This is a genomic window from Caulobacter sp. GW821-FHT10C03, from assembly GCF_059415485.1.
In genome coordinates, this window is sequence record NZ_JBWKNI010000002.1 from 38,396 (window position 1) to 59,791 (window position 21,396).

Below are 21,396 nucleotides of genomic sequence, written 5' to 3' on the forward strand. Positions count from 1 at the left end.
GACTGCAACGAAGGCCACAGAGGCGCCTCAACCGGTCGCGAAACGACCCTGATCGCGCCCTTCCCCGGCCTCTGACCAGGATCAGATTGTCATGGTCGGTCGATCGGAACGCCAAACGGTCCGGGATCCTGAACAGCCCCTCCAGCCCTCCGGGCCACGAGGCGCGCCGCTCGGCTGACGCGTATTTCTATCCCCTCCCCCTAAAGACCCCGCTTCGCCGATCATCCCCTAAGGCGAGGCGGGGTTTCTTTTGCGCGCTCCGATTGACGCGCGTAATCACCCGTGGCGACATGTCCCTCCGGAGGGACCGCCATGTTTAGGGGCGTAGGTTTCGTCATGTCGGGCGTCATGGGCGTTCTGGCCCTGGCGCCGCTGATCGCCGCCGCGCCGGATCCCGTCCGCGTCGCCGGCTATTTCCCAGCCGAGTTTCGCGAGCCCACGGAATGGTGCCCGCTGTTCAGGCGTCTGCCGGTGATCGACGACGTCGAGGCCGAATGGTATCCGCGCATCCTGATGGCCGCGGACGAACCCTCGCTCTACGCCTTCTCGCGCCGCACGACCTGGGCGTCCGCGCCTACCGGGTGATCTTCATCCCCACCTTCCAGAAGCCGATGATCGTGCGCCTGAACTTCTGGCCCGGCGGCGAGACCGTGCTGACCGCCACGCGCCTGTCCGGCGCCGGCGGCTACGATCCGGGCTTGCCGGAGGAAAATGCTGGCGGGGTCGTCCACAAGGTGCTGACCAAGGACGAGGAGCGTCGCTTCGAGAGGCTGCTGGCGGCGGCCTCGAACCTCAAGCAGCGTCCCATCGACTGCACCATGGGCCTGGACGGGTGGCAATGGATCCTGAAATCGGCCGACGGCGGGACCTATCGCTACGTGAACCGCTGGTCTCCCGAGCGCGGCCCAGAGCAGGCCCTGGGCGTGTTCATGCTGAGCCTGGCCGGCTGGACGCCCCAGGCCGGTTCCTGAGGGGCCTCAGCGGCTCTTGCCGCCCGGCGGCAGCACGCCCAGCACCCGGCCGCCCTTGACGCCCTGGACGATGATCGCCGTCTGCAGCTCGTCGTCATGGCCCTGCGGCAGGCGGTACATCCGCGAACGGCCAGACCAGGTCCCCAGCTTGACCAGCTCACGCACCACGTTGCGGTGGACGATGGTCTGGCCGCGGTTGTCGCCGCGCTTGACGGCGATCTCCTGCTTGCGCGGATCGAAGCGCACCAGCCAGACCTCGGCGCCGCCGCGCGGCACGACGCCCGAGCCGATGGCCACGCGGCCGGTCCCGACGAACTCCATGTCCGGCGCCGGCGGCAGGCGGGTGGTCTCGATCAGCTTGTCGACGGTCTCGGCCTTGGCGCCGGAGGCCTGCACCTTGCCCGCCACCACCACCTGGGGCGTGGGCACGTCCCTAAGGGCGAAGGCCTTGGCGTAGACGCGCTGGCGCTCGACGAAGGCCGGCTTGGCGAAGGTGTCCTTCCAGCCGAGATAGTCCCAGTAATCGACCGAATAGGTCAGGGCCAGGACGTCCTCGCGCTCGGCGAGCTCGGCGGCGGCCTGGTTGGCCTTGCCGCACGACGAACAGCCCTGGGCTGTGAACAGCTCGACCAGCACGGGAGACTTGGCCGCGGCCGGGGCGGCGACGAGGCTCGTCAGGGCGAGGGAGACAACAGAGATCAAGGCCGTACGCATGTGCGGCGCACTTAAGCCAAGAAACCGCTGCGTCGCCGCTCACGAGGCCGTGAAATGACCGCTTCGGGACCGGTAAATCCACACGACAACGATGTCGGCGGCCTCAAGGGCGATGGACAAAGCAAAACGGCCGGTCCCAGGGGGACCGGCCGTCTCGTTATTCAGCGTCTGAAGAGGCCGCTCAGTCGGCCTTGGCCAGGTTGCGCAGCACGTAGTTCAGGACGCCGCCGTTCTTGAAGTACTCGAGTTCGGTCGGCGTATCGATGCGGCAGCGCACCGGGAAGCGCGCGATGCGGCCGTCGGTCGGGCGGTAGAGCTCGACGATCAGCTGCTTGCGCGGCGCCAGGTCCTGCAGGCCGCGGATCGAGACCAGCTCTTCGCCGGTCAGTTCCAGCTTCTGCCAGCCATCGGCGATGAACTGCAGCGGCAGCACGCCCATGCCGACCAGGTTCGAGCGGTGGATGCGCTCGAAGCTCTCGGTGATCACCGCGCGGACGCCCAGGAGCTTGGTGCCCTTGGCGGCCCAGTCACGCGACGAGCCGGTGCCGTATTCCTTGCCGGCGAACACGACGGCCGGACGGCCTTCGGCCTGGTACTTCATGGCCGCGTCGTAGATCGGCATCACTTCGCCCGAGGGGAAGTGCTTGGTCACGCCGCCTTCGATCTCCGGAGTGATCTTGTTGCGGATGCGGATGTTGGCGAAGGTGCCGCGCATCATGACTTCGTGGTTGCCGCGGCGAGCGCCGTAGCCGTTGAAGTCGATCGGCTCGACGCCGTTGTTGACCAGGTACTGGCCAGCCGGGCTGGACGTCTTGATCGAACCGGCCGGGCTGATGTGGTCGGTGGTGATCGAGTCGCCGAACACGGCCAGGACGCGGGCTTCCACGATGTCGGTGACCGGGGTCGGGGTCATCGACATGTTCGGGAAGTAGGGCGGGTTCTGGACGTAGGTGGAGTCACCTTCCCAGGCGTAGGTCTGGCCGCCGGTGACCTTGATGCCTTGCCAGTTCTTGTCGCCCTTGAAGACGTCGCCGTAGCGGGTGGCGAACATCTTCTCGTTGATCGACTTGCGCTGCAGGGCGGCGATGTCTTCGTTCGAGGGCCAGATGTCCTTCAGGAAGACGTCGTTGCCCTTCTTGTCCTTGCCGATCGGCTGGGTGTTCAGGTCGATCTTCAGCGAACCGGCCAGGGCGTAGGCCACCACCAGCGGCGGCGAGGCCAGGTAGTTGGCGCGGACGTCCGGGTTCACGCGGCCTTCGAAGTTACGGTTGCCCGACAGCACCGAGCAGGCGACCAGATCGTTGTCGTTGATCGTCTTGCTGATGTTTTCCGGCAGCGGGCCCGAGTTGCCGATGCAGGTGGTGCAGCCGTAGCCCACGAGGTTGAAGCCCAGGGCGTCGAGGTGCTTGGTCAGGCCGGCCTTGGCCAGGTAGTCGGTGACGACCTGCGAGCCGGGGGCCAGCGAGGTCTTCACCCACGGCTTGGCCTTCAGGCCCTTGGCGACCGCGTTCTTGGCCAGCAGGCCGGCGGCGATCAGGACCGAGGGGTTGGAGGTGTTGGTGCACGAGGTGATGGCGGCGATCACCACGTCGCCGTGGCCGACGTCGAAGTCCTCGCCTTCCACCGGAGCGCGGAACTCGGGGGCTTCGGCCTTGCCGAACTCACCGGCCAGCGACTCGGCGAACTTCGAGGCGGCGTCCGACAGCAGCACGCGGTCTTGCGGGCGCTTGGGGCCGGCCAGCGACGGCAGGACGCTCGACAGGTCGAGTTCCAGGGCGTCGGTGAAGGTCGGCTCGGCGACGCCGGGCTCCCACCACAGGCCTTGCTCCTTGGCGTAGGCTTCCACCAGAGCGACGCGGTCGGCTTCGCGGCCGGTGCCCTTCAGGAAGGCGATGGTCGCGGCCGAGATCGGGAAGAAGCCGCAGGTGGCGCCGTATTCCGGAGCCATGTTGGCGATCGTCGCCTGGTCTTCCAGGGTCAGGTTGGCCAGGGCGTCGCCGTAGAATTCGACGAACTTGCCGACCACGCCCTTCTTGCGCAGCATCTGGGTGACGGTGAGCACCAGGTCGGTGGCCGTCGCGCCTTCCGGCAGAGCGCCGGTCAGCTTGAAGCCGATGACTTCCGGGATCAGCATCGGGATCGGCTGGCCGAGCATGGCGGCTTCAGCTTCGATGCCGCCGACGCCCCAGCCCAGAACCGACAGGCCGTTGACCATGGTGGTGTGGCTGTCGGTGCCGACGACGGTGTCGGGGTAAGCGACTTCAGCGCCATCCACGAGCGCGGTCCAGACGGTCTGGGCCAGGTATTCCAGGTTCACCTGGTGGCAGATGCCGGTGCCCGGGGGAACGACGCGGAAGTTGTTGAAGGCCGACGAGCCCCAGCGCAGGAAGCGGTAACGCTCGATGTTGCGCTCGTATTCGCGCTTCACGTTGGCGTCGTAGGCCTTGGCGTCGCCGAAGTTGTCGACCATCACCGAGTGGTCGATGACCAGATCGACGGGGTTCAGCGGGTTGATCTTGGCCGGGTCGGCGCCCAGGGCGACCATGGCGTCGCGCATCGCGGCCAGGTCGACGACGGCGGGCACGCCCGTGAAGTCCTGCATCAGCACGCGGGCCGGGCGGAAGCTGATCTCGTGCTCGACCGAGCCCTTGTTTTCCAGCCAGTTGGCGACGGCCTTCAGGTCGGCTTCGTTGACCGAGACGCCGTCTTCGTAGCGCAGCAGGTTTTCCAGCAGCACCTTCATCGAGACGGGCAGCGAGCCCGTGCCGGCCAGACCGGCTTCCTCGGCGGCGCGAAGGCTGTAATAGACGTAGGTCTTACCGCCGACGACGAGTTCGCGGCGGGTTTTGAGGCTGTCCACTGACGCCATTTGGAAGGATCCCTTCTCTGTTCACGGCCGCCGGAAAACCACTCCCGGGATCGCGCGATCGAGGGGGACCCACAGCGTCCATCCTCGCGCCGCGTACGCCCCATCCAAAGCGGAGGGTGACGGCCGAGCGCTTCTTAGCGCCGGTTACCCACAACGTCCATGCACGGCGCATGGACTTGCGATGATGAGAGCCGTTCGCATAAAGGGTTTGAGCCTCGCGCGGGGCGAGCGGACCCTGTTTTCGGGGCTCGATCTGGCGCTCGAAAGCGGCCAGGCGGGCGCCCTTCTGGGCCGCAACGGCGCGGGCAAGACCAGCCTGTTGCGCGCCGTCGCCGGCCTGCTGCGGCCCCAGGCCGGAACCATCACCTTCGAAGGTCCGGACGGCGCCCTGCTGGAGGCAGAAACCGCCCGCGCCGAAGGCCTGCACCTGGCCGGCCACCACGACGGCCTGAAGACCACGCGCACCGCCTGGGAGGAACTACTGTTCCAGGCCCAGTGGACCGGCGGAACCGAGGCCTCGGCCCGCGCCGCCGTCGAGCGGCTGGACCTGTCGCGCCTGCTCGACCTGGAGGTCCGCCGGCTGTCGGCCGGCCAGCGCCGCCGCGTCTCCCTGGCCCGCCTGCTGGCCAGCCCTCGCCCCCTGTGGCTGCTCGACGAGCCGATGGCCCCGCTGGACGCCGGCCACCGCGCCCTCTTCGGCGAGATCCTGGCCGAGCACCTGGCCGGCGGCGGCATGCTGCTGGCCGCCGTCCACGACCCCCTGCCGATCCCAGCGAGAAGCGTGGAGATCGGCGGATGAGGGCCTTCGCCATCCTCCTGCGCCGCGAGCTGGCCCTGGCCTGGGGCCGGGGCGGCGGACCGCTGCTGGCCCTGGCCTTCTACGCCTGCGTCGTCACCCTGCTGCCGCTCGCCGCCGGCCGCGCGCCCGAGCGCCTCGCGGCCCTGGCCCCCGGCATCGCCTGGCTGGCCCTGGCCCTGGCGGCCCTGCTTTCCCTGGAGCGCCTGTTCGAGCGCGACTTCGAGGACGGCGCGCTGGACCTGCTGGCGCTGGGTCCCGCTCCCCTTGAAGCCGTCGCCGTGGCGAAATGCCTGGCCCACTGGCTGGCGGCCGGCGCGCCCCTGGCCCTGGCCGCGCCCATCGCCGCGGTGATCCTCGGCGCGTCGCCCTCGATCGCGCCGCTATTGTTCGTCTGCGCCCTGGCCGGAGGCTTGGCCTTCTCGTTCCTCGGCGGACTGGGCGCCAGCCTGGCCCTGGGCAGCCGTCGCGGCGGCCTGCTGGTGGCGGTGATCGTGCTGCCGCTCTACGCCCCGCCGGTGATCTTCGGGGCCGGCGCGCTCGACAGCCTGGCCGGCGGCCTGCCGTGGACGGGCGGCCTGCTGTTCCTGCTGGCCTACAGCGCCGCGGCCGTGGCCCTCAGCCCCCTGGCCATGGCGGCGGCCTGCCGCAACGCCTTGGACTGAGACCTGGCGAAGGGGTTCCCCCGCAGGTCGTTTTCAACCATCCTGCTCTCGCCTGAGGCGATCGCCGCCGCGACCGCTCGCAACCTGGCCCAGACGCGATGTTCGAGAACGCTTTCCTCCGCCCCCGCCTCGAAGGACAGCCGCGGGAAGACAAAAGGCGCCTCTACGCGCGTATCGATCATTTCGAACCGGACGCCGCCGTGCTCGAGGCGGTCGATGCGGCCTTCTTCGACACCCTCCCGGCGATCGCCGGCATCGACGCCTGGTCGGAGTTCTCGGCCAGGGCGCCGATCTTCGTTCTTCATGATCGCGACAACCGTCCGATACCGCCGCTTGAAGGCGGGCTCGACGACTGGCCCGACCCCACGCCGTCCCAATGGTACGAAATCTCGATCAGGCCCGGCGGCGAGTCCCTGTTGTTTTTCAATCTTTTTCGCGAGCCCCAGGCGGCCACGGTCGAAGAGGTCAAGAACGTCGATCCTGGGATCTCGCGCAAACTCGAAGAGATCCTTGATCTGGAGCCCCTGCAGCGCCAGCCCCACGAAATCCAGGACGTGCTCGACGCGGTGACCGGCACGATCGACTGGATCGGCGTCTACGACATAGGCCAGGGCAACGCGAACGGCCTGTGCGACAGCGGCGAGACGCCCTTGGCCTATTTCGATCTCGGCGGCGGCGTGAACACCAACCTCGCCACCTTTCCCGCGGCGCTCACCGACTTCTGCTATCAGGCCTCGCCGCCCGTGGTGCTGTCGCACTGGGACTGGGACCACTGGTCGTCGGGCGCCAAGTTCCCGGGCGCACAGGCCCTGAACTGGATCGCCCCGGCCCAGAGCCTGGGTATGGTGCACAGCACATTCGCCGCGGGCCTGCATCGAGCCGGCAGGCTGTTCATATGGCCCAACACGCTGGCCACCCTGTCGAGCGGCCAGATGACGATCCACAAGTGCACCAGCATGGGGGCGAATCGGAACCATACGGGCCTGGCCATGGAGGTACGCGGTCCAGCGGGCCAGCCCCCGATCCTGCTGACTGGCGACGCGCGCTATACCGCCATTCCCGGCGCGGTCGGCACGACCTTCACCTCGGTCGTCGCCCCGCACCATGGCGCCAACATGTCGAGCCACGCGACGCCGGCCGGAACCGGCCAACCGGGCGCGCGGGCCGCCTATTCGTTCGGCTTGAACAATTCCCATCAGCATCCGAACGCGGTCGCCTTCAGCGATCACCACGTGGCGGGATGGCCGCACCACGCGCACGGCGCCGCGGTTCCGGTTGACCGCGACACCACCAACCGGTCGATCGGCGGCCTTGGCCATCTGGGCCTGGGATGGAGCGCGACGCCGTCGCTGCCGGGCCACCGCTGCCCGTCCGCCCAGTGCGCGGTCGAGCTTCGGCACACCTGAGCGGCCTCAGGGCGTCAAACACGCCGCCTCGACCACCGTGGCGTCCAGCGTGCCGGCGGCCGGGGCCTGCCAGTCCTGCTCGAAACGGTAGGAGTCCTCGGTCCCTTCGAGATTGTTCTTCGGGTAGCGGAAGGCGGCGGCGTTGCGGAAGCGGCCGGCCGTGCAATCCACCTCGACCAGCACCTTCTCGGAGCGGAAGGCCGGGGCGTCCGGCGCCTCGACCTCGGTGCGCGGCAGGCGAAACTCGTGGCGGACCCAGACCTGGCCCTGGGGCTTGCGCCCGTCATTGCCCTTGGCGGTCTTGGCGAACATCAGCACCGCCCCTTCCTCGGCGGCGGCGAAATAGGGCCAGCCGTCGGCCCGCACCCGCTCGGCCCAGGGCGGCATGGCCTTGGCCTTCTCCTGAGCGGTGACGGTGACGCCGTCGATGTCGGCGGCGGCCTTCGCATCGGCCAGAGGCGCGGCGGGCGGCGCGGAAGCCTGGACCGCCAGCAGGAGGCCGGCCGCGCCAACGGCGATGAGAAAATGAGTGTCCACCCTGCGGCCTCCCGTCGGACGCGCGTGCGGCGCCCTTTTCTTCTTCCATGGTCACGGTAACATGGGTCGACGAACGATCAACCGGCCGGCAGGGGAGGCCGTACCGAATGAGCAGGATCCGAACGGCCGGCAAGGCGCTGTCGCTGCTGGCCGCTCTTGCCGTGGCGAGCGCCGCCCAGGGCGCGCCGACCCGCAAGGAAAGCTGGGGCAAGCCCGGCGTCAGCTACCTGAAGTACCGCACCGACGCGGCCGAGTGCCTGCACTATGTCGAGGCCCTGGCGCCGGTGAAGCTGGCCCTGGTGGACCTGACCTTCGGCATGGACGTTCCGGTCGATCCAGATCTCGGCGCCTTCGAACCCTCCGCCACCGGCGCGGCGCAATCAGCCTACGCCTATGCCGAAGCCTACCGGCTGCGGATGAACCGCAACTGGCGCAACGTCCGCGACCAGGCGACCCCCGCCCTGGAGAAGTGCCTGGCCGACCGCGGCTACAGCCGGTTCAAGCTCAGCGAGGCCGAGCAGAAGGACCTGAAGGACTTGCGCGTCGGCACGCCGGCGCGTCACCTCTATCTCTGGCGGCTCGGCTCGGAGCCGCGCTGAGGAGGGCAGGCCCATGAGCCTGACCGAGATCGCCCGCTTCGCCGACCTGGCCGAGGCCCAGATCGCCGCCTCGCGCCTGCGGGCCGAAGGCGTGCCGGTGCTGCTGCAGAACGAGCACTGGGGCGCCAGCGACTATCTGATGACCATCGCCATGGGCGGCTTTCGCCTGTGGGCGCCCGACAGCGACGCCGACGAGGCCCGGCGGCTGATCGAGGACCTGCGCGGCGGCGCGATCCCGCCAGAATTGGACCGCGAGCCTGAACCCAAGTCCGACGTGCTGGCCCATGGCGCCTCGGCCGGCAAGGCGGGCGCGGCCCTGCTGCTGGCGGCGACCTTCGGTCCTGCGGCCGGCCTGTTGCTGGACGGCAAGCGCCGCCACGCCTGGCTAGGCGGCGTGGCGATCAGCGTCGCCGGGCTATGCCTGCTGGTCGGACTGGCCGTCTGGGCGCCGACGCTGTTCGGCTAGGGCGCGGGGGCCGGAACCGCCTGCAGGCCGTCCGGCTCGGCCTGCCGCTCGCCCAGCACCGTGACGAAGCTGCCGGCGATGATCATCAGGCCGCCGACGCCAAGGGCCAGGGTCAGGTGGTCGCCGAACAGCAGCACGCCGATCGAGGCGCCCATCAGCGGCTCGATATTGATGAACACCCCGGCGCTGGCGCTGCCGACGCGGGCCGAGCCGAACTGCCAGGCGGCCGTCGCCAGCAGGGTCGACAGCACGCCCAGGCCCAGCACGCCGATCCAGGCGGTCGGCGAAAGATCCAGCTTCGGCGGTCCGTGCATGAAGAACGCGATCGGCAGCACGGTGAAGGCGGCGATGATCACCGTGGCGGCCGGCACGGCCATCGGCGAAGCGGGCTTGGGCGCGCGCTTGAGCACCACCAGCCAGGCCAGGAAGATGAACAGCGAACCCAGCGACAGGGCCACGCCCAGCGGCGAGCCGGCCCCGTCGGGCTTGCCGGCGATCAGCGCCGCGCCGAGGGTCGCGGCCCCGACGCCCATCCACGAGGCGCGGCTGACCTTCTCGCCCATGACCTTGGCGCAGATCGCGATCAGGGCCGGCATGGCCCCGACCAGCAGGGCCGCCAGGGTGACGCTGACATGGGCCAGCCCCTCGAACTGCACCATGAAGGCCACGCCGTAGAGCGCGCCCGACAACAGCATCACCGGCGAGCGGAACAGAGCCCGGGCCTCCTTCGTCCGCAGGGCGAAGGGCGCGGCGACCACGGCGGCGACGGCGAAGCGCAGCAGCACCATGTGGGCGGCGTCGGTCTCGCGCAGGATCAGCTTGCCCAGCGGGAAGCCGAGGCCCCACAGCAGGCCGGCGAGGATCAGGGCGAGGAAGGCGAGGCGTTTCATCGGGGACCTCATGCCGCATTCGGATGGACGGGGATATGGGCGTTGCCCGTGACAGGACCTGTCAGCAGGCCCGCGCCGAACATGAAATTATCGAAATGAGTCAAGGCGCGGCGCGCAGGCCACACATCCAAGTGCTTGATTTGTCAGCTCTTCGTATCGTCGCCCGGGGCAACGCTTCATTCGTGTAACATTGTTCACATCTTCAGACATTTTCGCGCCACAACGGGCTTCAACCTAGGCCGCAGTTCGTATCCGCCCCTGTCCAAGGAGATCGCCATGCGCCCCGCCCTCAAGTCCCTCGCGCTCGCCGCCGGCGCCGCGCTCACGGCCGGCGTCGTCGCCGCCGCGGCCCAGACCGTCGCCCCGCCGGAAGCTCCGCAACCGCCGCCCCCGCCGCCCGGTATCGATCACCTGACCTTCCGCGGCCCGCCGCCGATGGCCATCCGCGCCCATCGCGATCCGGAAGCCCGCGCCAAGCACCTGCGCGACGTGCTGCAGCTGACCGACCGCCAGGAAGGCGCGCTGAAGGCCTACATCGCCGCCACCGGCCCCAAGGACCGTCCCGAGCCCAAGCCGGTGCGCAACGAAGGCCCCCGTCCGGAAGGTCCCGGCGCCGATGCCGACAAGGCTCCGCCGACCACGCTGGAGCGCCTTGACCGCCAGGCCGAGCAGATGGCCAAGGTCACCGCCGAGTTCAAGGCCCGGGCCGACGCCACGCGGGCCTTCTACAACGCCCTGTCGCCCAGCCAGAAGAAGGCCTTCGACATCCTCGGTCCCGAGGTCGGCGGCGGTCCCGGCGGCGGCGTGCGCCGCATCGAGACCCGTGGTCCAGGTGGTCCTGGTTTCGAGCGCCGCAGCGAGCGTCGCGTGATCATCGAGCGCAAGTCGGGCTCGTAAACAACCGAGACGATTGCGGGCGTCCTTCAGCCGATCTAAGTCAAGGTCGATGGGCGCCCGCAACAACAAGAACCCGTTCGACTTCCTGGCCAACCCCGAGCGGTTCATGGCCTTCTCGCGCTGGGCCGCGCCCATGTTCGGCGCGATCGCCGGCGTGCTGGCCATCATCGGCCTGATTTTGACCTTCACGGTCCCCGAGGACTACCAGCAGGGCGACACCGTGCGGATGATGTTCATCCACGTGCCGGCCGCCATCCTCGCCAGCTTCGTCTATCTGTGCCTGGGGATCGCCAGCTTCCTGGCCCTGGTGTTCCGCCACGCCCTGGCCGACGCCGCCGCCCAGGCCTGCGCCCCGCTGGGCGCGGCCTTCACCGTGCTGGCCCTGGCCACCGGCTCGCTGTGGGGCAAGCCGATGTGGGGAACCTGGTGGGTGTGGGACGCCCGCCTGACCTCGGTGCTGGTGCTGCTGCTATTCTATCTCGGCTACCTGGCCCTGCGCGGCGCACTCGACGACGAGCAAAAGGCAGCCCGGGCCGCGGCCATCCTGGCCCTGGTCGGCGTGATCAACCTGCCGATCGTCAAGTTCTCGGTCGAGTGGTGGAACAGCCTGCACCAGGGCTCCTCGACCCTGTTCGCCAAGAGCGAGGACCGCCTGCCGGCGGTCTACGCCTGGCCGATGCTGGTCATGTGCCTGGCCTATCTGTCGGCCTTCGGGTCGCTGTGGCTGGTGCGGATCCGCGCCCTGGTCTGGCGGCGCAAGGCCCGGGCCCTGGCCCTCAAGGCGGCGGAGGCTTAGGCGCGTGCACTTCGATTTCGACGCCGGCAAGTACGCCGTCTATGTCTGGCCCGCCTTCGCCCTGTCGGCGGCGGTGTTCGTCTGGATGATCGTCGACAGCCTCGCTTCCGCCCGCCGCTGGCGCGCCGAGGCCGAACGCCGTCAGGCGGACGCCAAGGGCCAGTCCCAGGATCCCTCCAAGTGAAGCGCTGGTTGGCCTTCGCGCCGCTGATCGTGCTGGCCGCCCTGGCCGTGCTGTTCGCCGGCTATGCCCTGAAGCGCAATCCGCAGGTCAGCCCCGACGCCCTGGTCGGCAAGCCAGTCCCGGCCCTGGCCCTGCCCGATCTCGACAGCGGGACCCCGGCGTCGATCCGCCAGGCCGGCGACGGGCCGATGCTGATCAACTTCTTCGCCTCCTGGTGCGCCCCCTGCGAGGTGGAACATCCGCAGTTGATGGCCCTGAAGGCGCGCGGCGTGCGCATCGTCGGCGTGGCCTACAAGGACGCCCCGGCCAACACCGAGGCCTTCATCGGCCGCTTGGGCGACCCGTTCGCCGCCCGGCTGGTCGATCGCGACGGCCGCGCGGGGGTCGAGTTCGGCGTCACCGGCGTGCCCGAGACCTTCATCGTCGATGCGAAAGGCACGGTGATCGCCAAGCACACCGGCCCGCTCACCCCCGCCGACCTCGACGCCCTGGTCGCCAAACTGCGGTAAACGGCCGCGCGCCGCCGACCTTAGAACCGCGTTAACCACGCTCGCGCACCATGCATTAACCATGCTAGCTTGCGCGTCATGAGCACTGTTCGCCCCACCGGCCTGCCTGCCGTCCCCGCCCGACCCTCGTCCGGCGGCGTGACTCCGGCCGGCCAGTCGCGCGCGGCGGCGTTCTTCCAGGCGGCGGTCACCGAGGCGACCGGGACGACCACCACGCGCCCGACCCAGTCGGCGATGAGCGTGCAGCTTCAGACCCAGACCCAGCCGCAAGCCCAGCGCACGGCTCCAAAGACCTTCACCGCCCCGACCGAGCAGCCGCAGAAGATGCTGCGCCCGGGGTCGCTGCTGAACATCGTGGTCTGATTTCCTTCTCCCCTCGCGGGAGAATGTGTCGGCGAAGCCGACGGATGAGGGGTCGAAAGGCCTCTCCGAATTTCTGAGAGACCCCTCACCCGACCTCCTTCGGAGGCCACCCTCTCCCGCAAGGGGAGAGGGAACAGGTCAGGCCGCCTTCTTGGCGTCCTTGTCCTTCTTGGCCTTCTTTTCCTTCTTCGGCTTGTCCGCCTTCTCGGCCTTGGGCTTCTCGGCCTTCGGCTTCTTGGCCTTCGGCTCGGGCGCAGGCGCGTGCAGGTCGACGGCGGCCATTTCGGCCAGCAGGTCGAGGAAGCCGTCGCGCTTGCTGGCCTTCAGCAGCGAAAGGATCCGGGCGTCGGCCGCGCCGACCTTCGGCAGGCTCTCTTCCAGCACCAGGCGGCCGGCGTCGGTGAGGCGTACGGAGTTGGCGCGGGCGTCCTGCTCCGAGCGCTGACGTTCCAGATGGCCCTTGGCGATCATCCGGGCGACCATGTCGGCCAGGGTCGAGCGATCGATGCCGGTGGCGCGGACGAGACCCGTCTGAGTGACGCCTTCGTGCTCGGCCACGGCGGCCAGCACGGCGAACTGGCGCTGGGTGATTCCGCCCGCGCCGGTCTCTTCCACATAGATGTCGAGCGCCGTCTGCAGCACCCGATGCAGCAGGTGACTGGGCGAGCGGTCGAGAACCCCGACCTCGCGCGCGGCGGTCTTGTCGCTCTTGTGCTTGGCCATGTCGTCCGCCCCGTTTCCGTTGACGGACGTCCAGCTAGCACGGTTACGCGTCGGTTTGACGACAGATGGTCCGTGGGCGGCGGATTGCGCGCCCTAGAACCCGGCGTCCGGCGGTTCGGGGGTCTTCTGGTCGTCCGGCTTGGCCATGTGCTTCATGATGAAGGGCGTCTGGGTCAGCGAGAAGACGATCGCCAGCGGCAAGAGGGCGATGCGGAACTTCACCCAGGTGGGCGTGTCCTGGGTCAGGCGCACCACCTCGTTGGCGATGGCCGCCAGGGCGAAATAGCCGCCGTAGCGCAGGGTCAGGGTCCGCCACGCGGCGTCCGACATGTGCAGGGCCTCGCCCATCAGCGCCTTCAGCGGCGCGCGGCCCATCAGCGCCCCGCCGATCATGAAGGCGGCCAGCAGGCCGTTCACGACGGTGACCTTGATCTTCACGAAGACGTCGCTGTGGAACACCAGGCCCAGCACGCCGAAAAACAGCGCCATCAGGCCCGAGAACAGCGGCAGCAGGGCCACCCGGCGCTCGAGGGCGTAGCCGACCACCAGGGCCAGCGCCGAGGCGGCGACCAGCACCCAGGTGGCGGTCTGGAAGTTCTTGGTGACGAAATAGGTGGCCGCGAAGGCGATCGGCGCGCCGTAGTCGACGGCGGTGCGCACCCAGGCGGTCTTCTTCTTGTTGGCTTCGGCCTGGGCTTCTTGGGGGGCGGAGTTCTGTTCGGTCACGCGCTCAGTCCTCCAGCCCGACCAGCGAGCGCGAGAAGGCGCGGGCGTCGAAGGGCTGCAGGTCGTCCACTCCCTCGCCGACGCCGATCAGCTTGATCGGGCTGTCCGAGGCGCGCGCGACGGGCACCAGCACGCCGCCGCGGGCGGTGCCGTCCAGCTTGGTCATGACGATGCCCGAGACGCCGACGCTGTTGCCGAACACCTTTTCCTGAGCCAGGGCGTTGCGGCCGACGGTGGCGTCCAGCACCAGCAGGGTCTCGTGCGGGAAGTCGGGATCGACCTTCTTGACCACCCGGATGACCTTCAGCAGCTCGTCCATCAGGCCCTGCTTGTTCTGCAGTCGGCCGGCGGTGTCGATCAGCACCACGTCATAGCCTTCCAGCTTGGCGCGCTCGACGGCCTCGTAGGCCAGGGCGGCGGCGTCGCTGCCGGTGGGCCTGGACATGAAGTCGGCGCCGGCCCGGTCGGCCCACACCTTCAGCTGCTCGACGGCGGCGGCGCGGAAGGTGTCGCCGGCGGCGATCAGGACGCGGGCGCCCTTCTCGGTCAGGTCGGCGGCGATCTTGCCCAGGGTGGTGGTCTTGCCCGAGCCGTTGACGCCGATGAACAGCACCACATAGGGGCGCGGACCGCCCAGCGGGTCGAAGCGGCCCTCGCGGTCGGCCAGCTCGGCGGCGATCAGCTCGGCCAGGGCTTCCTTGATCTCGTGGTCGGTCGAGGCCTTGCCGAAACGGGCCTTGCCGAAGGCGTCGGCGATGCGGGCGGCGATCTGCGGGCCGAGGTCCGCCTCGATCAGCATCTCCTCGAGCGCGTCCAGCTGCTCCTGGTCCAGCGGCTTCTTGGTGAAGGCGCCGGTGACCTGTTCGGTCATCTGCTGGGAAGACCGGGTCAGGCCGGCCGTAAGGCGCTGGAACCAGCCTTGTTTCTGCGAGGGCTTTTCGCTCATCCGCGCTCCTGTAGCGACCCCTGGGGAAAAGTGAAGACGCGATTTACGATTCGAGGTTAGCGGCGCGGGCGACCGCAAGGTTGCGCTTGGAGCCGGCTCATGGCGTCTAGGGCCGATGGATCCCTTGGCCGCCGCCCTTTTCTGGCTCGACTACGCCGCCGCCGCCGTGTTCGGCGCGACCGGCGCCCTGGCCGCCGCGCGGCGTAAACACGACATCGTCACCTTCGGTTTCTTCGCCGCCATCACCGGCGTGGGCGGCGGCACGCTGCGCGACCTCCTGATCGGCGCGCCCGTGTTCTGGATCCAGCGGCCCGGCTACATCCTGGCGTGCCTGGCCGCCGCCCTGGTGGTCTGGCTGCTGGGACAGCGGGGCTGGCGCTTCCGGGCCCTGCTGTGGCTCGACGCCCTGGGCATGGCCGCCTACGCCGTGGTCGGCACCGCCAAGGCGCTGAGCCTGGGCGTGCACCCCTTCACCGCCGTGATCATGGGCGTGCTGACCACCGCCTTCGGCGGCGTGGTGCGCGACGTGCTGGCCGAGGAGCCGAACCTCCTCCTGCGCCGCGAGATCTACATCACCGCCGCCCTGCTGGGCGCGGCGGTGTTCGCGGTGCTGCAATGGCTGCACGTGCCGTTCTGGCCGGCCGGGATCGCGGGGTTCGCGGCGGCCTTCGGCCTGCGAGCCTGCGCCATCAAGTTCGGCTGGAGCCTGCCGGGCTTCATGGGCGGGGAAGAAAAGGCGTGACCGAGAAGGCGCGCTTCGAAGGTGACGACCCCGTGATCGTCACGGGCCAACGGCGCGGAGACGTCTTGCTGGCGGTCATCAGCGGCGCCCTGCTCGCGCTGATTGTCTTCGCCGCTGTCGTCGGCTCGTCGGACATGGATGCTCCCACGCTTGTGCTCACGGGCGGAATGCTCGCGTTCCTGACCTGGGCGCTCACCGGAACCCTGTGGCGACTGAGAAAAGGCGGCCCGGTCTTTCAGGCGGACGGTGAAGGCTTTCGCGTCCACCGGTCCATCTCGCCCGACAAGGTCCGCTGGACCGACGTCCGGTCGGTCGCCATCGACAACGGCGCCTGGAGACGGCCGGCGACGGTGCGTTTTCGGCTGAAGCGGCGCCTGAGATCGTTCAACCATCCGATCGGAACCCGCGAGCTGCACCTGGCCCTACCCTATATGGGCCTCAGCCGGCGGAACGCCGCCGATCTGCTGCGGCAGTTGCGGCGCCTGCGAGGCGCGACCGTGACCGCCGATCGGCGGCTCAGGTCTCCCGATCCGGATGCTGGCGACTGACCACCGCCACGACCGAGCCTCCGGCGGGTGGGCGCACCGGCATGTCGGCCAGATGCTCCATCCAGGCCGGCCGCGCCTCGACCGCCAGCTGGACCACCGGCGCCACCGCCGACGGATCGTCGAAGGCGAAGACGGCGAGATCGATCTTCTCGGCTCTCCACTCGAAGGTCAGGGGCGAGCCGCAGGCGGCGCAGAAGCCGCGCCTGATCGCGTCGGAGCTCTGGAAGGTCGAGCGCTCGCCGCGCGTCCAGGTCAGGTTGGCGACCTCGACCGTCACCAGCGCCCCGAACGGCCCGCTGAAGGCCTTCTGGCACATCCGGCAATGGCAGAGGGAGGCCCGGCCAGGCTCGCCCTCCACCCGGAACCGCACCGCGCCGCACTGGCAGCCGCCGCTCAAAGCCAAGATCCCCTCCACATCCCTTCCACAGGCGCGGCCGCACCAGAGGCGAGATCAGGCGTGACAGCAAGGGCCGACGCGGTGTCCAACGAATGCAGTAATGCGTTCGAGTTAGTAAATCGTGAGAAAATACAACCGCTTCGTTAGGGCGTACCGATTCCTCCCGTGCAAGGCGGAGGGGTCGATGATCGGTTGGCGTGCAATCCTGGCGGCGGCGGCGCTGGCCCTGCCCTCCCTCGCCCTGGCGGACCCCTGCGAAGCCCCGCTGCCCGCCCCGAACACCCGCTTCGAAGGCCCCGTGCGCTATGTCGGCGACGGCGACAGCCTGTGCGTCGGCCCGACCAGCAATCCCTCGACCTGGATCGAGGTGCGGCTGTCGGACTTCTACGCCCCCGAACTGCACGATGCGGGCGGCCGGCAGGCCAAGAGCCGGCTGGAGGACGTGGTCTGGCGCCAGTACCTGTCGTGCCGGGCGCTGAAGCACTCCTACGACCGGGTCGTGGCCCGCTGCACGATCGGCGGCGCCGCGGTGGGCGACCTCCTGCGGGCCCGCGGCGGCGTCGAGGGCGGCCGGGGCCGGCGGTAGGCCTACCCCTTCGGCGTCAGCCGGAAGGTCACCCGGTAGCCGTCGTGGTCGGACAGCACCGGCTCGCTGGCGCCGTCGAAGGTGGCCTCGACCCTGACCGGCGCGACCTGCACCCGCGTCCCGTCGAGGAAGCCGATCAGGTCCTGGGTGTCGAGCCAGGGGGCGTCGCCGTCGTACGAGATCTGGGTGTCGCAGGCGCCCGGCAGGGCGTGGCACCAGCGGCTGACCACCTCGAACGGATAGTCGGCCATCACGTAGTCGAAGCGGTCGGGGGCGTGCATGACGTTGAAGTCGCCGCCGACGATCAGCGGCGCGCCCGGCGTGCGGTCCTCGCGCATGAACATCTTCAGCTCGTCGGCCTGCAGGTGGTGGGCCATGCGGTTGCGCGAGCGGGGCACGCGCGAGGCGCCCTTGGAATTGAGGTGGGTGTTGGCGATCTCGACCGGCGTCGGCAGCCCCGGCACGTTCAGCGTCACCAGCATCACGCCCTTGTTGGCCAGGCAGTCCAGGCCCGCGCAGTAGTGATAGGCGTGGGACTTCACGTCCTCGATCGGGAAGTTGCTCAGCACCCACAGGCCGCTGGAGCCCCACTTGCCCAGGCCCTCGCCCTTGCGGCGATAGGCGACGCGGCGATAGTCGGGCTTCTGGCCCTTGGGCCACAGGCTGGCGTCGCGCTGGCCCTTCTTGGGACCGCGAGCCACGTAGGGGTAGCCGGAGCGGTCGATCAGGTCGCCGATCTCCTTGCGGAAGCCCTCCTGGATCAGGATGACGTCGGGCTCGGTCCCGGCGGCCCGCATCTTGGCCAGTTCGTCACCGATCTTCTTCAGCGCCTCGCCGCGCCCGGCCTTCACCGGCCAGGGCAGGCCGGCGACGTTGTAGCTCATGACGCTGAGCTTCACCCCGTCGTCGGCCCTCGCCCAAGAAGGAGAGGCCACCATGGGAAGCGTCAGGAGCGCGGCCAGGGCGGCCGCGAGGACGCGCCTCAAGCCGCCCGCTCGGCGATGACCCGGGTCCCGTCGTGGCCGGTGACGCGGAAATCGACGATCTGCCCGGCCGGCGCCTCGCCGGTGAAGGCGATCTCGGTGAAGTCCTCGGCCCGGGCCAGGCCGTCGCGTTCGACCAGGCCCGCCAGGGTGCGGCCGACCTGGGCCTGGAGGTGACGCTCCAGGCCGCGCTGGCCGGCTTCGCGCAGGCGCCTGGCGCGGTCCTTGATGACCGGCCCCTTCACCGGCGGCATCCGCGCGGCTGGCGTGCCGGGGCGGGCGCTGTAGGGGAAGACGTGCAGGAAGGCCAGACCCGCCTCCTCGACGAGGCGGACGGTGTTGGCGAAGGCCTCTTCGCTCTCGGTCGGGAAGCCGGCGATCAGGTCGGCGCCGAAGGCCACGTCCGGCCGCACGGCGCGCACGCTGGCGACCAGGTTCAGGGCGTCGGTGCGATTGTGCCGGCGCTTCATGCGCTTGAGGATCAAATCATCGCCGGCCTGCAGCGACAGGTGCAGGTACGGCATCAGCCGGGGCTCTTCGGCGAACAGCTTCAGCAGGTCCGGATCGATCTCGGCGGCGTCGATCGAGGAGAGACGCAGGCGCGGCAGGTCGGGGACCATGCGCAGGATACGGCCGACCAGTTGGCCAAGCGTAGGTTGCCCAGGTAGGTCGGAGCCCCAGGACGTCACGTCGACGCCGGTCAGCACCACTTCGCGATAGCCTTCGGCGGCCAGCTTGCGCACCTGCTCCACGACCTCGCCGGCCGGGGCCGAGCGCGAGTTACCCCGGCCATAGGGGATGATGCAGAAGGTGCAGCGGTGATCGCAGCCGTTCTGGACCTCGACATAGGCCCGGGCGCGGTCCTTGAGGCCGTCGATCAGGTGACCGGCCGTCTCCTTGACCGACATGATGTCGTTGACCCGCACGCGGGTCGTGGTCTCGATCAGCGCGCCGGGGGCGGCCTTTTCGGCGTTGCCGAGCACGAGATCCACTTCCGGCATGGCCGCGAAGGCGGCCGGGTCGATCTGGGCGGCGCAGCCGGTGACGATGATCCGGGCGTCCGGGCGGGCGCGGCGGGCCTTGCGGATCGCCTGGCGAGCCTGGCGCACGGCCTCGTTGGTCACCGCGCAGGTGTTGAACACCACCGCGTCCGACAAGCCGTCGGCGGCGGCGCGGGCGCGCATGGCCTCGCTCTCATAGGCGTTCAAGCGGCAACCGAAGGTGACGACGTCGACGCCGTTCGGGCCCGAGGCCACGACCGCCGGTCCGCCCTCTTCGCCCACTTCGGGCTTGGGCGCCGGCGTGGCCTTGATGACGGTGTAGACGCTCATGAAGCGACGAACGCCGCGAAGGCGTCCTTCCAGTCGTCGTGCCAGCGCGACAGGGCCGGGCGGTTCTCGATGATGTCGCCCATCGCCCAGGCCATGCGCTTTTCGTCCACGGCGCGCGACACGTCGTTGTCCGGGCACAGGATGTAGAAGTCGCCGGCGGCGATGCGGGCCAGCATGAAGTGGACGACCTGCTCGGAGGTCCAGGCCGCGTCGGGCTTGCCGCCCGGGCCGCGCTTGGTCATGCCGGTGAAGGTATAACCCGGGATCAGCAGGTGCGCGGTGACCTGGCAGTCGACGATCTCGCGCAGGGTGTGGGCGAGGCCCTCGGTCAGGGCCTTCACCGCCGACTTGGAGACGTTGTAGGCCGTGTCGCCCGGCGGCTGGGTGATGCCCTGCTTGGAGCCGGTGTTGATGATCAGACCCGGGCGGCCGCTCTCGGCCATCTCTTCGCCGAACACCTGGACGCCGTTGATCACGCCCCACAGGTTGACGTCGAGGATGCGCTTCCAGGCGTCGTCGCCCGAGAAGGCGTCGCCGCCGCCGCCCACGCCGGCGTTGTTCATCAGCACGTCGACAGCGCCGAAGCGTTCCAGCACGACGTCGCGCAGGGCCTCGACGGCGGCGCGGTCGGCGACGTCGGTCGGCACGGCCAGGGCGCCGATGGCTTCGGCTTCCTGCTTCAGCTTGCGGCCGGTGACGTCGGCCATGACCACGTTGAGGCCCAGCTCGACGAAGGCCTTGGCGGCGGCCAGGCCGATGCCGTCGGCCGCGCCGGTGACGAGCGCCGTCTTGCCGGGCGCGAGGGCGGGGTGCAGCTCGCTCATGCGCCGGCCAGTTCGGGCAGCTTGCCGGTGAACTCCAGGGCCACCGGACCGGTCATGATCACGTGGCCGTCGGCCTCGCGCCATTCGATGACCAGCGGGCCACTCTCGAACTCGACGGTGGCGGTGCGGTCGGTGAGGCCGCGGCGCACGGCGGCGACCTGGGCGGCGCAAGCGCCGGTGCCGCAGGCGGCGGTCAGGCCAGCCCCCCGCTCCCAGACCTTCAGCTTGATGTGATCGCGCGAAACGACGTGGGCGAAGCCGACATTGACGCCTTCGGGGAACAGCGGGTGATGCTCGACCAAGCTGCCGGTCTTCTCGGCGAACTCGTCGCTCACGGGCGCGTCGACGAAGAACACCACGTGCGGATTGCCCATCGAGACGCAGACCGGGGTGTGCACCCACGGGGCGTCGATCGGGCCGACCTGCAGTTCGACGCGGGCGGTGTCCATCTCTTCCGACAGCGGAATCTGCTCCCAGCCCAGGCGCGGCGGCCCCATGTCGACCGTGACGCGCTTGTCGCCGGCCATGACGCCCGACAGGCGGCCGGCGACGGTGTCGAAGGCCACCTCGTTCTTGCCGCCCGACTGCATCAGCAGCCAAGCCACGCAGCGGGTGCCGTTGCCGCAGGCGCCGGCCGGCTCGCCGTCGGCGTTCCAGAAGCGCACATAGGCCGAGGCGCCCTCGGCCTTCGGCGGATCGATGGCCACCACCTGGTCGCAGCCGATCCCGCCCTGGCCGCGTTTGGCGATCTGGCGGATCTCCTCGGCGGAGGGTTCGAACGGCTGGGTGAGGGTCTCGATGACGACGAAGTCGTTGCCGAGCCCGTTCATCTTCAGGAAGGTGCGGCTCATGGCCGGGCTATATAGTCGAAAACTTAGGCCAACGGCAGGGGATGCGGCGATTGGCTTGGCCAGGATCGCGACCCGAG

The 21,396-nt window shown here is 69.5% G+C and carries 27 protein-coding genes; 15 read left to right on the plus strand and 12 right to left on the minus strand.

Going from position 1 to position 21,396, the window contains the following annotated elements; all coding sequences use genetic code 11:
- Positions 1-312: 312 nt before the first annotated feature.
- The gene (locus AC07NG_RS02170) at positions 313-585 is read left to right on the plus strand and encodes a hypothetical protein (protein WP_494591886.1); all 273 of its coding nucleotides are present in this window, start codon (positions 313-315) and stop codon (positions 583-585) included.
- Complete coding sequence (locus AC07NG_RS02175; protein ID WP_494591888.1) at positions 582-971, plus strand: hypothetical protein; 390 nt, start codon at positions 582-584, stop codon at positions 969-971. The genes AC07NG_RS02170 and AC07NG_RS02175 overlap by 4 nt, the downstream gene beginning before the upstream one ends.
- A gap of 6 nt (positions 972-977) precedes the next feature.
- Here AC07NG_RS02175 and AC07NG_RS02180 read toward each other — a convergent pair whose 3' ends face one another.
- Both AC07NG_RS02180 and acnA read right to left on the minus strand, forming a co-directional pair.
- On the minus strand, positions 978-1,685 hold the full coding sequence (locus tag AC07NG_RS02180) for a DUF1223 domain-containing protein (RefSeq protein WP_110119998.1): 708 nt from the start codon (positions 1,683-1,685) through the stop codon (positions 978-980).
- A 181-nt stretch (positions 1,686-1,866) separates the two neighbouring features.
- Positions 1,867-4,554: an aconitate hydratase AcnA gene (gene acnA / locus AC07NG_RS02185; protein WP_487291237.1), complete on the minus strand. Its 2,688-nt coding sequence runs from the start codon at positions 4,552-4,554 to the stop codon at positions 1,867-1,869.
- Between the two features lie 181 nt (positions 4,555-4,735).
- Between acnA and ccmA the strand changes: the two genes are divergently transcribed.
- From ccmA to AC07NG_RS02200, 3 genes are all read left to right on the plus strand, one after another.
- Positions 4,736-5,353 carry a heme ABC exporter ATP-binding protein CcmA gene (ccmA, locus tag AC07NG_RS02190; protein WP_494591891.1) on the plus strand — a complete coding sequence of 206 codons (618 nt, stop codon included), beginning with the start codon at positions 4,736-4,738 and terminating at the stop codon, positions 5,351-5,353.
- A complete protein-coding gene (gene ccmB / locus AC07NG_RS02195) occupies positions 5,350-6,015 on the plus strand; it encodes a heme exporter protein CcmB (RefSeq protein WP_487291241.1) in 666 nt (221 codons plus the stop codon). The genes ccmA and ccmB overlap by 4 nt, the downstream gene beginning before the upstream one ends.
- 98 nt (positions 6,016-6,113) lie before the next feature.
- Positions 6,114-7,421, plus strand: a complete 1,308-nt coding sequence (locus AC07NG_RS02200) for a ComEC/Rec2 family competence protein (RefSeq protein WP_494591893.1) — start codon at positions 6,114-6,116, stop codon at positions 7,419-7,421.
- 6 nt (positions 7,422-7,427) lie between these two features.
- Here the strand turns inward: AC07NG_RS02200 and AC07NG_RS02205 are convergent, their stop codons facing one another.
- A complete protein-coding gene (locus AC07NG_RS02205; protein ID WP_494591895.1) occupies positions 7,428-7,958 on the minus strand; it encodes a surface-adhesin E family protein in 531 nt (176 codons plus the stop codon).
- A gap of 107 nt (positions 7,959-8,065) precedes the next feature.
- On the opposite strand from AC07NG_RS02205, the gene AC07NG_RS02210 reads away from it, so the two are divergent.
- Entirely contained in the window at positions 8,066-8,557 is a 492-nt protein-coding gene (locus AC07NG_RS02210; RefSeq protein ID WP_494591897.1) for a hypothetical protein, read from the plus strand.
- Between the two features lie 13 nt (positions 8,558-8,570).
- Positions 8,571-9,023, plus strand: coding sequence for a putative signal transducing protein (locus AC07NG_RS02215; RefSeq protein WP_494591899.1), 453 nt, complete (start codon positions 8,571-8,573; stop codon positions 9,021-9,023).
- Here AC07NG_RS02215 and AC07NG_RS02220 read toward each other — a convergent pair.
- Positions 9,020-9,913 carry a DMT family transporter gene (locus AC07NG_RS02220; protein WP_494591900.1) on the minus strand — a complete coding sequence of 298 codons (894 nt, stop codon included), beginning with the start codon at positions 9,911-9,913 and terminating at the stop codon, positions 9,020-9,022. The genes AC07NG_RS02215 and AC07NG_RS02220 overlap by 4 nt on opposite strands.
- A 276-nt stretch (positions 9,914-10,189) precedes the next feature.
- Here AC07NG_RS02220 and AC07NG_RS02225 point away from each other — a divergent pair, with 276 nt between their 5' ends.
- From AC07NG_RS02225 to AC07NG_RS02245, 5 genes are all read left to right on the plus strand, one after another.
- Positions 10,190-10,810, plus strand: a complete 621-nt coding sequence (locus AC07NG_RS02225) for a Spy/CpxP family protein refolding chaperone (RefSeq protein WP_494591902.1) — start codon at positions 10,190-10,192, stop codon at positions 10,808-10,810.
- A 49-nt stretch (positions 10,811-10,859) separates the two neighbouring features.
- On the plus strand, positions 10,860-11,606 hold the full coding sequence (gene ccmC, locus AC07NG_RS02230; RefSeq protein ID WP_494591904.1) for a heme ABC transporter permease CcmC: 747 nt from the start codon (positions 10,860-10,862) through the stop codon (positions 11,604-11,606).
- Between the two features lie 4 nt (positions 11,607-11,610).
- Complete coding sequence (gene ccmD, locus AC07NG_RS02235) at positions 11,611-11,790, plus strand: heme exporter protein CcmD (RefSeq protein ID WP_494591906.1); 180 nt, start codon at positions 11,611-11,613, stop codon at positions 11,788-11,790.
- Positions 11,787-12,299 carry a DsbE family thiol:disulfide interchange protein gene (locus AC07NG_RS02240; RefSeq protein ID WP_494591908.1) on the plus strand — a complete coding sequence of 171 codons (513 nt, stop codon included), beginning with the start codon at positions 11,787-11,789 and terminating at the stop codon, positions 12,297-12,299. The genes ccmD and AC07NG_RS02240 overlap by 4 nt, the downstream gene beginning before the upstream one ends.
- Before the next feature lie 78 nt (positions 12,300-12,377).
- A complete protein-coding gene (locus AC07NG_RS02245; RefSeq protein WP_110121154.1) occupies positions 12,378-12,662 on the plus strand; it encodes a hypothetical protein in 285 nt (94 codons plus the stop codon).
- A gap of 138 nt (positions 12,663-12,800) precedes the next feature.
- Here AC07NG_RS02245 and AC07NG_RS02250 read toward each other — a convergent pair whose 3' ends face one another.
- From AC07NG_RS02250 to ftsY, 3 genes are all read right to left on the minus strand, one after another.
- Positions 12,801-13,385 (minus strand): MarR family winged helix-turn-helix transcriptional regulator, encoded by a 585-nt coding sequence (locus AC07NG_RS02250; protein WP_494591910.1) that lies wholly within the window; start codon positions 13,383-13,385, stop codon positions 12,801-12,803.
- A gap of 93 nt (positions 13,386-13,478) precedes the next feature.
- Positions 13,479-14,111, minus strand: coding sequence for an inner membrane-spanning protein YciB (locus AC07NG_RS02255; protein WP_492854041.1), 633 nt, complete (start codon positions 14,109-14,111; stop codon positions 13,479-13,481).
- A gap of 4 nt (positions 14,112-14,115) precedes the next feature.
- Positions 14,116-15,057, minus strand: coding sequence for a signal recognition particle-docking protein FtsY (ftsY, locus tag AC07NG_RS02260; RefSeq protein ID WP_487291263.1), 942 nt, complete (start codon positions 15,055-15,057; stop codon positions 14,116-14,118).
- Positions 15,058-15,172: 115 nt separating this feature from the next.
- Here ftsY and AC07NG_RS02265 point away from each other — a divergent pair, with 115 nt between their 5' ends.
- Both AC07NG_RS02265 and AC07NG_RS02270 read left to right on the plus strand, forming a co-directional pair.
- On the plus strand, positions 15,173-15,799 hold the full coding sequence (locus AC07NG_RS02265) for a trimeric intracellular cation channel family protein (protein ID WP_494591913.1): 627 nt from the start codon (positions 15,173-15,175) through the stop codon (positions 15,797-15,799).
- The gene (locus AC07NG_RS02270; protein WP_494591915.1) at positions 15,796-16,347 is read left to right on the plus strand and encodes a hypothetical protein; all 552 of its coding nucleotides are present in this window, start codon (positions 15,796-15,798) and stop codon (positions 16,345-16,347) included. The genes AC07NG_RS02265 and AC07NG_RS02270 overlap by 4 nt, the downstream gene beginning before the upstream one ends.
- Here AC07NG_RS02270 and AC07NG_RS02275 read toward each other — a convergent pair.
- Positions 16,316-16,750 carry a GFA family protein gene (locus AC07NG_RS02275; protein WP_494591917.1) on the minus strand — a complete coding sequence of 145 codons (435 nt, stop codon included), beginning with the start codon at positions 16,748-16,750 and terminating at the stop codon, positions 16,316-16,318. The two genes, AC07NG_RS02270 and AC07NG_RS02275, sit on opposite strands and share 32 nt — an antisense overlap.
- 178 nt (positions 16,751-16,928) lie before the next feature.
- Here AC07NG_RS02275 and AC07NG_RS02280 point away from each other — a divergent pair, with 178 nt between their 5' ends.
- Positions 16,929-17,330 (plus strand): thermonuclease family protein, encoded by a 402-nt coding sequence (locus tag AC07NG_RS02280; RefSeq protein ID WP_494591919.1) that lies wholly within the window; start codon positions 16,929-16,931, stop codon positions 17,328-17,330.
- Between the two features lie 2 nt (positions 17,331-17,332).
- Here the strand turns inward: AC07NG_RS02280 and AC07NG_RS02285 are convergent, their stop codons facing one another.
- The 4 genes from AC07NG_RS02285 to dapF form a co-directional block, all read right to left on the minus strand.
- Positions 17,333-18,214 carry an endonuclease/exonuclease/phosphatase family protein gene (locus AC07NG_RS02285; RefSeq protein ID WP_494591921.1) on the minus strand — a complete coding sequence of 294 codons (882 nt, stop codon included), beginning with the start codon at positions 18,212-18,214 and terminating at the stop codon, positions 17,333-17,335.
- 98 nt (positions 18,215-18,312) lie between these two features.
- Complete coding sequence (mtaB, locus tag AC07NG_RS02290; protein ID WP_494591923.1) at positions 18,313-19,644, minus strand: tRNA (N(6)-L-threonylcarbamoyladenosine(37)-C(2))-methylthiotransferase MtaB; 1,332 nt, start codon at positions 19,642-19,644, stop codon at positions 18,313-18,315.
- Positions 19,641-20,552 (minus strand): SDR family NAD(P)-dependent oxidoreductase, encoded by a 912-nt coding sequence (locus tag AC07NG_RS02295; protein WP_494591925.1) that lies wholly within the window; start codon positions 20,550-20,552, stop codon positions 19,641-19,643. The genes mtaB and AC07NG_RS02295 overlap by 4 nt, the downstream gene beginning before the upstream one ends.
- A complete protein-coding gene (gene dapF, locus AC07NG_RS02300; protein WP_494591927.1) occupies positions 20,465-21,319 on the minus strand; it encodes a diaminopimelate epimerase in 855 nt (284 codons plus the stop codon). The genes AC07NG_RS02295 and dapF overlap by 88 nt, the downstream gene beginning before the upstream one ends.
- Positions 21,320-21,396: the final 77 nt, after the last annotated feature.

Bases quoted from the DNA above. Each gene is read 5' to 3' on its own strand.
- AC07NG_RS02170 (WP_494591886.1), top strand. From the start codon at position 313: ATGTTTAGGGGCGTAGGTTTCGTCATGTCGGGCGTCATGGGCGTTCTG.
- AC07NG_RS02180 (WP_110119998.1), bottom strand. From the start codon at position 1,685: ATGCGTACGGCCTTGATCTCTGTTGTCTCCCTCGCCCTGACGAGCCTC.
- acnA (WP_487291237.1), bottom strand. From the start codon at position 4,554: ATGGCGTCAGTGGACAGCCTCAAAACCCGCCGCGAACTCGTCGTCGGC.
- ccmA (WP_494591891.1), top strand. From the start codon at position 4,736: ATGATGAGAGCCGTTCGCATAAAGGGTTTGAGCCTCGCGCGGGGCGAG.
- ccmB (WP_487291241.1), top strand. From the start codon at position 5,350: ATGAGGGCCTTCGCCATCCTCCTGCGCCGCGAGCTGGCCCTGGCCTGG.
- AC07NG_RS02200 (WP_494591893.1), top strand. From the start codon at position 6,114: ATGTTCGAGAACGCTTTCCTCCGCCCCCGCCTCGAAGGACAGCCGCGG.
- AC07NG_RS02210 (WP_494591897.1), top strand. From the start codon at position 8,066: ATGAGCAGGATCCGAACGGCCGGCAAGGCGCTGTCGCTGCTGGCCGCT.
- AC07NG_RS02215 (WP_494591899.1), top strand. From the start codon at position 8,571: ATGAGCCTGACCGAGATCGCCCGCTTCGCCGACCTGGCCGAGGCCCAG.
- AC07NG_RS02220 (WP_494591900.1), bottom strand. From the start codon at position 9,913: ATGAAACGCCTCGCCTTCCTCGCCCTGATCCTCGCCGGCCTGCTGTGG.
- AC07NG_RS02225 (WP_494591902.1), top strand. From the start codon at position 10,190: ATGCGCCCCGCCCTCAAGTCCCTCGCGCTCGCCGCCGGCGCCGCGCTC.
- ccmC (WP_494591904.1), top strand. From the start codon at position 10,860: ATGGGCGCCCGCAACAACAAGAACCCGTTCGACTTCCTGGCCAACCCC.
- AC07NG_RS02245 (WP_110121154.1), top strand. From the start codon at position 12,378: ATGAGCACTGTTCGCCCCACCGGCCTGCCTGCCGTCCCCGCCCGACCC.
- AC07NG_RS02250 (WP_494591910.1), bottom strand. From the start codon at position 13,385: ATGGCCAAGCACAAGAGCGACAAGACCGCCGCGCGCGAGGTCGGGGTT.
- ftsY (WP_487291263.1), bottom strand. From the start codon at position 15,057: ATGAGCGAAAAGCCCTCGCAGAAACAAGGCTGGTTCCAGCGCCTTACG.
- AC07NG_RS02265 (WP_494591913.1), top strand. From the start codon at position 15,173: ATGGATCCCTTGGCCGCCGCCCTTTTCTGGCTCGACTACGCCGCCGCC.
- AC07NG_RS02280 (WP_494591919.1), top strand. From the start codon at position 16,929: ATGATCGGTTGGCGTGCAATCCTGGCGGCGGCGGCGCTGGCCCTGCCC.
- AC07NG_RS02285 (WP_494591921.1), bottom strand. From the start codon at position 18,214: ATGAGCTACAACGTCGCCGGCCTGCCCTGGCCGGTGAAGGCCGGGCGC.
- mtaB (WP_494591923.1), bottom strand. From the start codon at position 19,644: ATGAGCGTCTACACCGTCATCAAGGCCACGCCGGCGCCCAAGCCCGAA.
- AC07NG_RS02295 (WP_494591925.1), bottom strand. From the start codon at position 20,552: ATGGCGCGAGGCCGACGGCCACGTGATCATGACCGGTCCGGTGGCCCT.
- dapF (WP_494591927.1), bottom strand. From the start codon at position 21,319: ATGAGCCGCACCTTCCTGAAGATGAACGGGCTCGGCAACGACTTCGTC.